We start from the raw sequence: 13,540 nt of genomic DNA, 5'->3' as shown, positions 1-13,540 counted from the left end.
TACGCTGAACCCCATGAGCAGGGGCGGCGGTTCGCAGGGCGGGAAGGGCCGGAGGGGGCGGGATGCCTCGGCCGCCCGGTCGGCGAAGAGCCGGCCCTCGTCCACCCCGAGGCGCACCCCTCGCCCGTCCCCGGCGCCGTCGCCCGCGCCCCCGGAGTCGCCACCCGTTGAGGTCTTCACGCTGGGCGCGATCCCCGGAGCGACGCCCGGAAAGTGGATCGACCTGTGGAACGAGCGGATGCCGCGCACCCGCCTAAACCTGATCCCTCTCGCGGTCGCCGACCAGCGGCGCGCGCTCCTCGACGGCGAGGTCGATGCGGCCCTGGTGCGCCTGCCGATCGACCGCGACGCGCTGCATGTCATCCCGCTCTACGACGAGGTGCCGGTCGTGGTGGTCGCCGCGGACTCGCACCTGACGGCGGTCGACGAGCTCGAGGCATCCGATCTCGAAGGGGAGGTCGTGATCGTCCCGGCCGACGACGTCCTCGGGGTCGAGATCGCGGGCGCGGTCGCTCCGTCGTTCGACCCGCCCACGGCCACCTCCGACGCGGTCGCGACCGTGGCCGCCGGGGTCGGGGTGGTCATCGTGCCGATGTCGCTGGCCCGGCTCCACCACCGCAAAGACGTGGAGCACCGCCCGTTGCGGGACGGCCCGACCTCGACCGTCGCGCTCGCCTGGGTCGCCGATCGCACGACGCCGGAGATCGAGGCGTTCGTCGGCATCGTGCGGGGCCGCACCGCCAACTCCTCACGCGGCTGACCCGGAAGGGCGCGGGCGCACGGATGCGGGGGATGCCGCCACTATGGCCCTCCGCGGCATCCCCCGCCCGAAAACTGCCCCAAGCCGTGTTCCCCAGTCGCTTCCCCAAGCGGCGGCTTCCCCCCGCCCCCCGATGACGATGTCCCCAGATCACCGTCCGTTGCGCGAGCAGTTCCGATGATCAGGAGCGGCCCACCCCGGGCCTGATACATCGTCGTCGAGAAAAGTTCGGCGACCCCGCGGGCGAACTCACGAGCCCGGCTCAGAAGCCGGCGCCGTGCACCTGGAACGGCGCGACGATGCCGGTCCGCGAGGCCGCCTCGACGAGTGCTTCCGACGGCGGGATGCCCGAGGCCAGCGACTCGTGCATGGCGCCGAGCAGCTCGCACGCGGCGTCGTCGGCCACGATCACGGGTGCCGCGACGACCGCACGGGTGCCGGCATGCAGCCAGATGCGGGTCATCCCGATCGCCTCCTCGCCCCAGCGCACCGACGAGCGCCCGACCTCGCACGCCGACAGCACGACGGTGTCGGGCACCTCGGGCATGAGGTCGATGTCGTAGCCGAAGAGCGCGCCGTCGGCGAGCTCGAGGCCCGAGAAGAGCGGGTTGTCGACGGCGTGCCGGCCGTGGGCGGCGACGTGCAGCACGTCGACCGTCGAGGCGAGCGCGGTCACACGGGCCACGGACGCGTCGGCGTCGGTGAGGACGGCTGCGCCACGCCAGGCGGATGCCCCGACCTCCGCCTCTTCCGCACCCCGGACGACGCGCGGCCCCACCGCGAATCCCGCCGACCGGTGCGAGAACTCGCCTCGCTGCCGTTGCGCCAGCCACCGTGAGGCCGATGCGGCGAGAGTGAACGGTCGCCCGGCCATCGCGGGGAGCATCGCCCACGGGATGCCGCTCAGGATCGCCGGAACGGTGATCAGCAGCCGGTGGCGGCCGGCGCGTGCCAGCGGCGGCTCGAGGATCTCGCGCGACAGCTCCGCGAGCCGCGCGTCGAGGGTGCGGCGGACGACCTGGGCCATCGGTCCGCTGCGCACCGAGGCGGCCATGTCGAGGTCTGCGCGGAGGCCGGCGAGCGCGCGGTCGCGGTTCCACTCGGGCAGCGGCACGACTTCGGCCGAATCCGGCGTCGCCACGAGCGCCACGAGCGCCGTCCGCGAGTACACGTAGGCGATGTGCGCGGTGTCGGGGGGCAGGGCCGCACGCAGGTCGTCGAGAGACACCGTCAGCTCGCGCCCGGCGGCTCGGGTCGACGACCACTGCCGCTCCCGCGCACGCTCGCGCAGCGCGGCGGCGCGCGGGTGCGACAGCCACTCCTCGCCGCCGTCGTCGGCGCGGATCATGCGCAGCTCGGCCAGCTCCCGAGCGAGCTCGGGATCGGGCGGGGGGCGCAGCGGCACCACCTGCTGGCTGAGGTGACGGGCGCGCTCCGACCACTCGAACACCACGGCGGGGTCACCGGACTCGACCGCCGACTGCAGCCCGGCGTAGATCAGCCCCGCGCCGTGCATGCCGACGGACGTCTGCAGGTCGAGGCTCCCGAACGACCCCTGCCACTCGGCCAGGGTGGCGAGACCGGATGCCGCGTGCCGCCGCACCTGCGCGGGATGACCGGCCGCGCGTGCCCGGGCGGCGCGCGCCTGGTGGGCGAGCAGGCGCACCTCGATGGACGCCGACGCGGCGGGGCGGATGCGGCGGTCCGAGGTCTCCCCGCGGGCCGCGAGCGAGATTTCCTCGGTGAGGCGCAGTGCCGTGGCGTCGTTGCGGAAGTGATGGCGGTCGAGCGCGGCCGCGGCCACGGCCACCTCGGACGGCGTCGGGGGCGGGGCCGAGGCATCCGTGCTGAGCAGCGCCCGCAGCCGCACCCCCTCTGCGCGCACCAGCCACGCCTCGTTGTCGAGCTCGCGGAATCGTTCGGCGGCGGCGGCGGCGACCTCGGCGGCGCGCTGCGGCGCATGGTTCAGCAGCGACCGCGCCAGGTGCAGCTCCGACCTCGCGCGATCCAGCGGCATGTCGAGGTCGCCGAACGTCGCCGCCACGCGGGCCAGGATCTTCTCGGCCTCTGTGGTCAGTCCCGCGTCGCGCAGCACCTCGGCGCGATCGAGGTCGCCGACCGCCGCTCCGACGGGACTGTCGCCGATGGACGCGGCCGCGCTCACCATCGTCTGGAGCGCGCCGACGAGGTCGCCCGACAGCATCGCCACATATCCGAGATTGTGCGTCGCCTGGGCTTCGGCGACCGGCATGCCCGCGTCGGCGTAGATCTCGGCGGCGCGGCGCAGGTCGTCTTCGGCCGCGTCGAGACGGCGGTGCTGCATGCGGACGAGGCTGCGGTTCACGCGCGTGTTCGCCTGCGCCACCGGGTCGCCGGCGAGCGACTCCACGGCCCGCGTGAGCCACCGCTCCGCCTCGTCGAGACGTCCGCCCTCCTCGGCGAGCGCGCCCAGCTGCCCGGCGAGGATCGCGATGGTGTGATCGGTGAGGCCGTCGGCGGCGAGCGCGTCGCGGCAGATGCGCTCGGCCTCGGCGACATGTCCCGTCCGGGCCAGCACGTACGCGCGGGTCCCGACGATGCGGGCACGCAGGTTGGGCTCGTCGGCGCTCGCATCGGCGCGGTCGAGCACCTCCGCGGCCGCGTCGAAGCGGCCGCGGTTGACGAGATCCACGGCCTGTCGATGGAGCTGCTCCGCCGAGCGGGTCACTCCCCTATCTTGGCGGGCGAAGCGCGAACGTTGTGCGTGATCGCGGTGATCAGAGTTTCGGCGTGAACTCCAGCTTCTCGGCGGCCTTGCGCAGCGCCTTCTTGCGCTCGTCGGGGGTCTTCAGCGAACCGTGCATCAGGTCGGCGGCGATCGCCTGCGCGAGGCGTCCCGCGATGTACGGCGCCGCGAACGACGTGCCGCTCCAGATGGCGAACCCGCCGCGCCAGTCGTCGGGATCGAGGCTCTGCCGGGGCAGCGGCGTGGGCACGCCGTGCACGTGGTACAGATCGTCGCGCGTGCCCGCCTGCACGCCGCCGACGAATCCCGGCGACGTGCTGAACACCGAGACACCCGGGGCGTAGGTGCTCACCCAGTCGCCCACGTTGCTGAACAGGGCGATCGAGCGGTCGTTCGGGTTGAGGGCGCCCACCGACATGTGCGGCGCGGCGTCGACCGGCTCCTTCTCGTCCTCGGGTGCGCCCGGGTAGCGCCACAGCGCCGCCGGGAACGCCGGACGCTCGGTGGAGTCGTTGCCCGCGGAGCACACGATCGCGCACCCCAGCGAGCGCGCCTCGCGCAGGAGCGCGCCGAGCGTCTGGTCGTAGTGCTCGTCGTCGGGCGTCTCGTGGTAGTACCCGAGCGAGATGTTCATGACGTCGATCGCCTTGCCGTCGGGATGCTTCATCCACTCCACCAGCAGGCGCACCGCCTCGAGGAACTCCCCCTCGAGCACGGTGCCCTGGCTGTTGGCGACGCGGACCGCGATGATCTCGGCATCCGGGCAGAGCTGGTGCACCACCCCGGCGACGAAGGTGCCGTGTCCGGCCGCCTCGTCGAGGAACCCGTCGAGCGGACCCGCCTGGTCGGGATACACCTCGGGGTCGGTGTCGGGATCGGTCTCGCCGATCGGGCCCTGCGGCGACACCGGGTCGCGCAGCACCACGGGAGCCTTGAGCCACGCGTGGTCGCCGCATCCGGTGTCGAGCACCGCGACGACCGGGCGCCGGCCCTTCACGTGCGCGTCGGGCGTTCGAGCCGGAGGGGGTCCGACATACGTCACGATCTCGCGACCGCCGCTGCCCGGTTCGGCGTACGAGTCCGGGCCCGGGGCGTTCGTCCGGCCATACGGATTGGTGCGTCCGAACGGGTTGGTGCGCCCGAAGGGGTTGGTGCGCCCGAAGGGATTGGTGCGCCCGAACGGACCCAGCGCCAGCACGTGGTCGAGCCCGACGCCCCGCGGCAGCGACGCCCGCGCGGCCTTGAGCAGGCGCCACGCGTCGACCGGCGGCACGGGCTGGTCGTCGACGTCGACCTTCGGGTCCTGCACGATGTCGGCCCGGTACAGCGGGGGCACGCGCCCCTCGCGCCGGGCCGCGCCCGCCTCGCGCTCGGCCGCCTCGATGTCGACGCGGTCGCCGCGCAGCGGCCGCACCCGCACCGACCACCCGAACGCCCGTGCCGCGACGTTGAGCTCGCGCTCCACGCGCCCGAGCTCCTCACTGGCACTGACCAGAAGGTGGGTCGGCGCGTAGTCGGTCGGATAAGCCGGGACGCCCGGCTCGGGCTCGACCGCCGGGTCGAGCGCCACGCCGAGGGGCTTCGTCGCCTCGTACCGCTTGCGCCAGGTCTCGTTCGGCGGGCGCCGCGGCGGGCGCTGCGGGTCCTGCGGATCTTGCGGGTTCTGCGGTCCCTGCGAGGTCGGGTCCGACATCCATCACTCCTCTCGGTGGGACGGCGCGCCCACGTGCGCGCGTCCCGTGGTGGTCACACTTCGAACTGGGGCGTCTGGAAGTCGCGCAGCGCGCCACCGGCGTCGCGCACCACCAGACGAAGTCGCGAGACGCCGGGCGTGACGTCCTCGAACGCGAACCTGCCGTGCTCGCCGGGCTCGGCCGACCACTCGCGGTCGCCCTGGGCCAGCCGGATCGCGAGAGCCGAGGCATCCACCCATCCGTCGACGCGGCGACCGCCGCCCTCGGTGACGGTCACGTGCAGCAGCACGCTCGTCACCCCGTCGCTGAACTGCAGCGTCGCGGTGTCGCTCTCGCCGCGCACGGCGGCGAAGGCCCCCTCGACCAGAGTCAGCAGCGCGTACTCGCGAGACAGATCCTCCACGGCCACCGCGGCGACCATCCGGTCGACCAGGTCGGCGGGCACGGGATCGACGTCTTCCCACATGCGGCGCATCTGCGCGAACAGCGCCGCGTCGGCCGCGAAATCCTCAGTCTCCATCGTCGTTCCCTCCCCATCCGTCGCCTTCCAGCACGGCACGGAGCTTGCCGAGACAGCGCTGGCGGGTCGGTCCGATGGACCCGATCGGCATCGCCAGGTCTTGGGCGATGCGTGCATAATCGGGCCGGTCATCGAACGCGACGATCCGCAGCAGACGCTGGCATCGTTCGTTGAGCGTCGCCACCGCGGTCCACAGCCGACGGTTCTCGTCGTCGTGGGCGGCGGTCTGCTCGGCGGACTCGTGGACGGGCAGATGGGGTTCCAGCGACTCGGCCTCGGTCGCGTCGGCCCGGCGATGCTGCTTGCCGACGCGCCACGCCTCGCGGCGAGCGCACATCGTCAGCCAGCCCGAGATCGCGGCCGGGTCGAGGATCGTCTCGTGCCGCCGCACCAGCGTCAGCCACGTCGTCTGCACGACGTCCTGCGCGAGCGCGTGGTCGAGTCCGTACGCGCGCACGACGTGCCACAGCGGCGGTGTCATGAGGCGTACGAGCTCGTCCATGGCGCGGCTGTCACCGTCGCGCCATCGCACGAACAACGCGGCGGCGCGCTCCCACCGCGCCGGCTGGGCAGCGTCAGGCGGCCCCGCGCCATCGTCGCGCGCCGCCGAAGCGTCGCGCGGGTCGTCTGGCAGCGAGGCCCCGGGTTCTGCGCCCGCACGCGTCATAGGGCCCATTGTGTCCACACTGTGCAGGAGAGCGGAACCCCGACCCTGATACACGCGTCGACGGCGAAATCGCGCGACGAGGTCGGCCTAGAATCCCGGTATGACGACCGGGCCGCTGCTGTACGTGTGCGTGCGGCCGCAGCAGGGCGCGGCGGCCGCCGAGTACGAGTCCTTCCGCACGGCCATGAAGCTCGACGAATCGCAGCTCGGGCGGCACGATCTCGTGCGCGAGCCGCTTCCCGCCGAGGCTCTCGAGCGTTACCGCGGATTCCTCGTCGGCGGCAGCCCGTTCAACCTCGCCGATCCCGAGTCGACCAAGACCGACGTGCAGCGCCGCCTCGAAGCCGACCTCGAGCGGATCGCCGCCCGAGCCGCCGAGGGGGACGGGCCGGCGGCGCTCTTCACCTGCTACGGCATCGGCGTCGTGACGCGCATGCTCGGCGGCGTGGTGAGCCGCCGCTACCCCGAAGACACCGGACCGGTGACGATCCAGCTGACGGCGGATGCGGCATCCGACCCCCTCTTCGGCGGACTCGCCGACCGCTTCACGGCCCTCACGGCGCACAAGGAGGGCACCGGAGAGACGCCCGCCGGAGCGCGACTGCTCGCCGTCAACGACGCCTGCCCCGTGCAGGCCTACGTCGTGGGCGACCGGCTGTACGCCACCCAGTTCCACCCCGAGCCGACCACGCGCGCGTTCACCGAGCGCATGGCGGTGTACCGAGACGACGGGTACTTCGAGGCCGACGACTACGACCGCATCGCGGGGCGTGTGCTCGCGGCATCCGTCACCGAACCGGCCCGACTGCTGCGAGCCTTCGCGCGACGGTTTGCCGCGACCGCCTGAGTCACGTCTCCGAGTTGCGGATGTCGGCGGCCCGGTGCAGCACCGCACCCGCCAGCGGCACGATCACCACGATCGCCGCGACGATGAGCGCCGTCACCCCGATCGCGGTGCTCGACGGCTCCCCGGTGAGCCGGCCGACGCCGATCCACAGGAGACCCCAGCCCATCGCCAGCCCCGGCGCGATCCGCCACTCGCTCGCCCACGCGATGGCCACACCGACCACCGCGACGACGGCGAGCACCACGATTCCCCACAGCGTCGCGGAGTCGGCCGCGTCGGCGGGAAGGATCGTGGTGAGCCAGGCCGTCGTGTTGGCGACCGTCGCGAGAGTCACCCACCCGAGGTGCAGCCCCGTCACCCCGTCGATCAGGAACGCGTCGCCCCAGCCCTTCCCGGGCTCCGACACGACGCGATGGAACGTGTACCCCAGCAGCGCCAGCAGCAGCACGATCGCGAGGACCGTGAGCGGCAGGGTCAGGAACTGCGCCGTCAGCAGCCACGCGCCGTTGAGCACCATCGTGCCCGCGATCAGCCAGCCCAGCGCGCGCTGGCGGGGGCGCTCGCGCTGGCTCGGCAGCGCCTGCCACACCGTGTAGGCCAGCAGTCCGACGTAGATCACGGTCCAGATCGAGAACGCCTGCCGCGCCGGCGCGAGATACGAGCCGTCCGCGTCGAGCGCACCGTTCTGCAGGTCCTGCACCGGCGTGCCGCCGAAGAGGCCGGTGCCGACCATGGCGGCGATGATCATGAAGCAGAAGCAGCTGATGACGACGATCTGCCGGGCGAGGTCTTTGGCGAGCATGCTCCCACCGTAGGTTCGACCGCGCCGCGGCGGCACCCGGTTGACAGGGGGACGCGCCGTCGTTCGCCCTGGCGGCGTCGTCGCCGCTCGGGTGGCTCAGGCGCCCGGCAGCGGGTGCCGAAGCAGCTCGATGCGCTCGTCGAGGTAGCGGTCGAGCGGCATGAGTCCTCCGGCCGCGCTCCATCGCACGCTGGCCACCCCGTCGACGAGCGCGAGGGGGCCGGATGCCTCGCCCCGCTCCACCGCGTCCAGGTCGAGCACCTGCCAGTCGAGGTGCACCGTCGCACCCTCCTCGAACCCGCCACGTCGAGCCGCCGCGGCGAGGTCGGCCCTTCGTCGCTGGGACTCGGCGGTGTAGCCGCGCCGCGCTTCGCCGCGGGCGCGCAGCACGTCGCCGGTGGCCAGCACTCCGTCGTCGGTCAGCAGGAGGACCCCGAGGTGCCACGCGTTCCCGCGCGGGACGATGCGCGGCGCCCGCCCCATCCCGAGGAAGCGCCGGGGTTCCACGAGCACCCCGAGTCCTTCGCGGGGCGCGCCGGCGAGCTCGGTGCGCGCCGCGGCGAACAGGTCGGCGACGGTCACGCGACGTCGTCCTCGAAGGTCGGCGCCGACAGGACCGCGCGCCGCTCGCCGCGGAGCGACATCGCGATCAGCGGGAAGAGCAGCACCGACAGCATGCCGGCACCCACCAGGAGCGCGGCCGCCGCCGAGGAGAGGATGCCCTCGTCGATGCCGATCGCCGTCACCGCCACGATGATCGGCAGGCCGGTCGCACCGAGGAACGCGATCGCCAGGCGGTCGCGCCCGGTCGACCCCGGCGGCGCGGCCAAGGTCGACGGGAGCCCGCGCACGACGAACATCACCGCCAGCACGACCGGCAGCAGCGCGAACAGGATCGGCTGCGCGAGGAGCGCGGACAGGTCGAAGGTCACCCCGGTGTAGATGAAGAACACCGGCACCAGGAAGCCGAAGGCGACCGCCTCCACCTTGCTCTCGACGGCCTCCCGGTCGGACTCGGCGGCGTCGCGCATGATGAGGCGCCACACGATGCCCGCGGTGAACGCACCGAGCAGGATGTCGAGGTCCAGCACGATGCTCAGAGCGATCAGCGCGGCGAGGATCACGAACACCACCCGGATGGCGAACTGGCCCGACGTATGGAGCGTGGCGTTGACGAAGCGATGCATCGCTCCCCGCGGCATCCGGAACGCCAGCCAGATCGCGAGCCCCGCCAGCAGCGCGAAGAGCGCCAGGACGAGCGTCGACAGGCCCGGGTTGCGGCCGCCGAGGAACACCGAGATCGCGATCAGCGGTCCGAACTCCCCCACGGCGCCGATCGCGCCGATCGCGCGGCCGAACGGGGTGCGCAGCTCGCCCGCATCGCGCAGGATCGGGAGGATCGTGCCCAGTGCCGTCGAGCACAGCGCGATGCCGATGATGATGGCTTCCTCGCCGGGGACGAAGACCCACGCCGCACCGACGCCGGCAGCGAGACTCATCAGCCACCCGAGCGCGGCACCCCGCCCCGTGCGACCGCGGAACGCCGCGAACTCGATCTCGGACCCGGCGACGAAGAACAGCATCGCCAGGCCGTACTGCGACAGGGTGTCGACGAACTCGCTGGGCTGCGCCCATCCCAGGACGCTCGGCCCGATGAGGATGCCGAGCACCAGCTCGAACACGACGATCGGAACCCGCACCCAGCGGCCGAGGCCCCGTGCCAGCAGCGGCGCGAGCACCCCCATCACCGGGATCAGGAGCAGCGTCGGCTCGAGCTCGTCCACGCTGACACCCTAGCGACGAGGACGCCCCGCCGACCCACCCCGAGCGGGTGATCGGCGGGGATCGACGGGTCAGCCCACGCGGGCGGGCACCGCCGTCTCCTCCTCGACCGGCCGGTCGAGCTGGTCCTCCGGCGGCGTGAGCTCGGCCGCCTCGCGTCGCCGGCCGACCAGCGCGAGCAGCACACCCGCGGCGAGCCAGCAGAGCAGCACCGTCCACTGCGCGGCGGTCGAGGCATCCGGAAAGTACGCGGTCGATCGCAGCAGCGTCGCCGACGCCCCCGGCACGAAGAACTGGCCCACAGCGCCCCACGGCTCGGGCAGGAACTGCACGGGCTGGGCCGCCGCCGAGATCGGATTCGCGATGAGGAGCGTGATGACGGCGCCCACGGCGATGCCCCGCGGCCCGAGCACGGCGGCGAGCCCGATGATCAGCGCCGAGGTCGCACTCACGCCCACCGCGATCACCAGGGCGTTGAGCAGCCAGTCGCCCGCGAGCAGACCGAACCAGGTCTGCATCACCAGGGTGATCAGCGCCCCCGCCGAGAGTCCGAACACGACGAGCCCGATCAGGCGGCGCACCACCCCCTGCACCAGCAGAGTGAGGAGGATCCCGCCGATCATCCCGCCCAGGACGAGGGGGAAGACGGATGCCGCGATCCCGGCGCCCGTCGCATCGCCCTCGGTGAGCGGCACGACGTCGGTGACGGTCACCGTCGGGATCTCCGGCGGCGCGCCGGCGCCCTCGGGAAGCTGCGGCACCTGGCCCGACCGCAGGGCGCCGACGATCGCGGTGAGCTGCTCCGTGAGCGCCGTCTTCGCCGTGGCGTCGATCTGGGTCTGGAGCTGCGTCGCGACGCCCTTGAGCGCAGCGGCAGCAGCCGGGCCGGCGGCCGTCGCGACGAGCACCTCCGGCTCGTCGCCGAGCAGGATGGCGCCGTAGATCTCACGCGACTCGATGAGCGAGACGGCATCGTCGCGCGAGTCGACCGCCTGCAGAGCGAACGGCTCGGGATCTTGCTCGGCAACCGTGTCTTCGACGCGGGTGACCGCCTCGGGCGGTCCGGAGATGCCGACCGGCAGGTTCTGCGGCTGGGACGTCGCCGCCGGCCACACGAAGGCCATGACGATGACCGACACGACGACGGCGCCAAGCAGGCCGAACAGGGCGGCGATCCCCCACGTGGTGCGGGCCGGCCGCACGGGGGTCGAAGTGGTCATGAGCGACTCCTCTGCAAAGAGAACGATGATTCTTTTTGTGAGGATAACAGAATGGGTATTCTCTTTCCATGCCCAAAGTCACCGACGCCTACCGAGACGCCCGCCGTGACAAGATCGCCCGCGCGGCGCTGCGATGCCTCGAGCGCAAGGGCGTACACGACACCTCCATCGCCGACATCGTCGAGGAATCCGGCCTCTCGACGGGCGCCATCTACTCGCACTTCTCCAACAAGGCCGAGCTGGCGCGCTACATCGTCGGCCGGTTCCTCATCGTGCGGATCGACGCCCTCGAGGCCGCCGGGCGCGAGGGAACGGTCCTGCCGCCGCGCGACGTGCTGACCCGGATGCTCGGCATCCTCACCGAGGACGGACTGCCCGCACCGTTGATCGTGCAGTTCTGGGGCGAGGCGATGGCCGACCCCGACCTCCACGCCGAGATGACGCGAACCGCCGGCCGGCTGGGGGCGTCGCTCGGGATCGCGGTCACGCCGTGGGTGCGACGCGAGCTGGGGGACGCGGCATCCGACACCGCCGTCGCGGAACGCACCGCGCAGACGGCCCGCACCATCGCGTCGCTCGCGCAGGGATACATCGCGAACACCGCCATCTTCGGTCCCCGCGACGTCGGCGAATACGTCGAGTCGGTCGTCGCCGCGCTCGGCGACTGACCGTCAGGCCTCGATCGCCCGTTCGGGCCGACCCGCCGGAAGCGCCCGCGGCGCCGGCGCGGCGACCTCGCGCGAGCCGCGGATCTCGCGGTGCAGCCGCTCCATGCGCGCATCGAGCTCGGCCGCCGTGTCGGCGGCGTCCTTGAGACTGTCGAGCAGTTCGGCGGGGACGTTCGTGTCGTATTTGTAGTAGATCTTGTGCTCGAGGCTGGCCCAGAAGTCCATGGCGATCGTGCGGAACTGCACTTCGACCGGCACCTCCACCCGGCCGCTGGAGAGGAACACCGGCACCGCCACGATCGCGTGAAGGCTCTTGTAGCCGTTCGGCTTCGGGTGGGCGATGTAGTCCTTCACGGTGAGAACCCGGATGTCGTCCTGCGCGGTCAGCAGGTCGAAGAGGCGGTACGCGTCGGCGACGAAGCTGCACGTGACCCGCACCCCGGCGATGTCGGTGATGTGCTCGCGGATCGACGCGAAGTCGGGCTCGATGTTCTTGCGCTGCACCTTCTCGACCAGGCTGTCGGGCGACTTCACGCGGCTCGACACGTGCTCGATCGGGTTGTAGTCGTGCACGAGCTGGAACTCGTCGCGCAGGATGCCGAGCTTCGTCTCGACCTCCTGCATGCCGAAGCGGTACTCCATCAGGAAGCGCTCGAACTCGTCGCGCAGCTCTCGCAGCTCGGCCGCCGAAACGGTGATCTCGGTGTCGTCGGGACTCGCTGCGCGCGCCAGGGGCGCCGTGTTCGCCATGTCACCCACGGTAGGGATCACGGCTACGAGACCGCTGTGAAATGGCGGTGCGACGCGGTTTCAGTCGAGAGCCTTTCGCGCGGACTCGGCTTCCTTCGTCGCGGTCCGGGCGCGGGATGCCGCGGCCCGGTGCTCCTCCTCGACCTCGGCGAGCGCCGTGGTCGCCGTCTCCCGTTCGTCTTCGAGCCGCTGCAGGTCCCGTCGGAGGTCGTCGATGCGCTCCGAGACGAAATCGACCTTCTCCTGCAGCTTCTGCCGCTGGGCGTCGACCTTCGCCAGCTCTCGCTCGGCCTCGTTGGCGGCGCGCTCCGCTTCGCGCGCCGCCTTCTCCGCCGCCTTCCGGGCGCGGCGCTCGGCCAGGTCGTCCCGGGCCGGGGCGGCGGCGACGCCGGGCAGCGAGCCGCCCACAGCGTCGGCGAGGTCGTCCGGCTCGAACGTGCCCGCCTCGAGGGGGGTGACGAGGCGGCCGGTCATGACGGCCGCGGCGGCCGCGGCATCCAGCACCGCCGCGTTGATGGTCTTCTCGACGTCGTCGCGGGCGGCGGCGCTCACCGCCACGCCGGCGTCCTTGGCGAGCGCGACCGCCTCGTTCGCGAGGGCGGCGACCAGCTGCCGCCGCTGCCTGCCGAGGCGAGAGAGCTCGGCGGCGTCGAGGTCGTCCTGGGCCTCGCGCAGGGCCGCGGAGAGCTCCAGCGCCTCGCCGAGCTGGCCTTCGCGCGCGAGGAGGTCGACAGCCCACGCGGCGACCGTCGGCTTGCGCAGAGCCTTCACCTGCGCGGCGATCGCCCGATCGGCCATGCCGGCACGGGCGTTGCGGGCGGCCGTGAACTCGGCGGGCGGGAGCGCGTAGAGCTCGGCCGCGATCGCGTCGAGGTCGTTGCGCGCAGCCATACCGCCATCCTGGCGCACCCGGCGCCGGGAACGCAGGAAGAACCGGGCGGGAGGACCCGCGGCGGGGCCGCCGCGCGGCGTCTTTCCTGTGTTCTCGACGGGTTGCGGTGAAACGGCGGGGACGAACCCCGGGTACGGCGGCGTTCGCCCGCCCTCCGGGCCGATCGAACCCCGCGGCTTCACCGCCGACCCCCGAGCGCGGGCCGGTGTCGGG

At 72.6% G+C, this 13,540-nt stretch carries 13 protein-coding genes; 3 read left to right on the top strand and 10 right to left on the bottom strand.

The genetic code is table 11. From position 1 onward, the window contains the following. Positions 1–13: 13 nt before the first annotated feature. A complete protein-coding gene (locus tag ACFUTX_RS01220; RefSeq protein WP_378860383.1) occupies positions 14–760 on the top strand; it encodes a LysR substrate-binding domain-containing protein in 747 nt (248 codons plus the stop codon). Positions 761–1,022: 262 nt separating this feature from the next. Here the strand turns inward: ACFUTX_RS01220 and ACFUTX_RS01215 are convergent, their stop codons facing one another. The 4 genes from ACFUTX_RS01215 to ACFUTX_RS01200 are packed head-to-tail and all read right to left on the bottom strand — an operon-like array spanning position 1,023 to position 6,366. Next, a complete protein-coding gene (locus ACFUTX_RS01215; RefSeq protein WP_378860382.1) occupies positions 1,023–3,467 on the bottom strand; it encodes a CHAT domain-containing protein in 2,445 nt (814 codons plus the stop codon). A 49-nt stretch (positions 3,468–3,516) separates the two neighbouring features. Next, positions 3,517–5,178, bottom strand: coding sequence for a S8 family serine peptidase (locus tag ACFUTX_RS01210; RefSeq protein WP_378860381.1), 1,662 nt, complete (start codon positions 5,176–5,178; stop codon positions 3,517–3,519). 53 nt (positions 5,179–5,231) lie between these two features. Beyond that, the gene (locus ACFUTX_RS01205; protein ID WP_378860380.1) at positions 5,232–5,699 is read right to left on the bottom strand and encodes a hypothetical protein; all 468 of its coding nucleotides are present in this window, start codon (positions 5,697–5,699) and stop codon (positions 5,232–5,234) included. Then, positions 5,689–6,366 (bottom strand): RNA polymerase sigma factor, encoded by a 678-nt coding sequence (locus ACFUTX_RS01200; RefSeq protein WP_378860379.1) that lies wholly within the window; start codon positions 6,364–6,366, stop codon positions 5,689–5,691. The genes ACFUTX_RS01205 and ACFUTX_RS01200 overlap by 11 nt, the downstream gene beginning before the upstream one ends. A gap of 100 nt (positions 6,367–6,466) precedes the next feature. Between ACFUTX_RS01200 and ACFUTX_RS01195 the strand changes: the two genes are divergently transcribed. Continuing rightward, entirely contained in the window at positions 6,467–7,213 is a 747-nt protein-coding gene (locus tag ACFUTX_RS01195) for a GMP synthase (protein WP_378860378.1), read from the top strand. A 1-nt stretch (position 7,214) separates the two neighbouring features. Here the strand turns inward: ACFUTX_RS01195 and ACFUTX_RS01190 are convergent, their stop codons facing one another. From ACFUTX_RS01190 to ACFUTX_RS01175, 4 genes are all read right to left on the bottom strand, one after another. Next, a complete protein-coding gene (locus tag ACFUTX_RS01190; RefSeq protein ID WP_378860377.1) occupies positions 7,215–8,015 on the bottom strand; it encodes a tryptophan-rich sensory protein in 801 nt (266 codons plus the stop codon). 96 nt (positions 8,016–8,111) lie between these two features. Then, positions 8,112–8,597: a glutaminase gene (locus ACFUTX_RS01185; protein WP_378860376.1), complete on the bottom strand. Its 486-nt coding sequence runs from the start codon at positions 8,595–8,597 to the stop codon at positions 8,112–8,114. Beyond that, positions 8,594–9,799 (bottom strand): cation:proton antiporter, encoded by a 1,206-nt coding sequence (locus tag ACFUTX_RS01180; RefSeq protein ID WP_378860375.1) that lies wholly within the window; start codon positions 9,797–9,799, stop codon positions 8,594–8,596. The genes ACFUTX_RS01185 and ACFUTX_RS01180 overlap by 4 nt, the downstream gene beginning before the upstream one ends. 69 nt (positions 9,800–9,868) lie before the next feature. Continuing rightward, a complete protein-coding gene (locus ACFUTX_RS01175) occupies positions 9,869–11,017 on the bottom strand; it encodes a hypothetical protein (protein ID WP_378860374.1) in 1,149 nt (382 codons plus the stop codon). 68 nt (positions 11,018–11,085) lie between these two features. Here ACFUTX_RS01175 and ACFUTX_RS01170 point away from each other — a divergent pair, with 68 nt between their 5' ends. Continuing rightward, positions 11,086–11,685: a TetR/AcrR family transcriptional regulator gene (locus ACFUTX_RS01170; protein WP_378860373.1), complete on the top strand. Its 600-nt coding sequence runs from the start codon at positions 11,086–11,088 to the stop codon at positions 11,683–11,685. 3 nt (positions 11,686–11,688) lie between these two features. Here the strand turns inward: ACFUTX_RS01170 and ACFUTX_RS01165 are convergent, their stop codons facing one another. After that, on the bottom strand, positions 11,689–12,435 hold the full coding sequence (locus ACFUTX_RS01165; protein ID WP_378860372.1) for a GTP pyrophosphokinase family protein: 747 nt from the start codon (positions 12,433–12,435) through the stop codon (positions 11,689–11,691). Between the two features lie 60 nt (positions 12,436–12,495). Beyond that, complete coding sequence (locus ACFUTX_RS01160; protein WP_378860371.1) at positions 12,496–13,326, bottom strand: transposase; 831 nt, start codon at positions 13,324–13,326, stop codon at positions 12,496–12,498. Positions 13,327–13,540: the final 214 nt, after the last annotated feature.

The sequence above is a fragment of the Microbacterium sp. NPDC057407 genome (genome assembly GCF_042803895.1).
Taxonomy (GTDB): domain Bacteria; phylum Actinomycetota; class Actinomycetes; order Actinomycetales; family Microbacteriaceae; genus Microbacterium.
The sequence above is the reverse complement of the archived record's forward strand: the minus strand, read 5'-3'. Positions and strand labels throughout refer to the sequence as shown.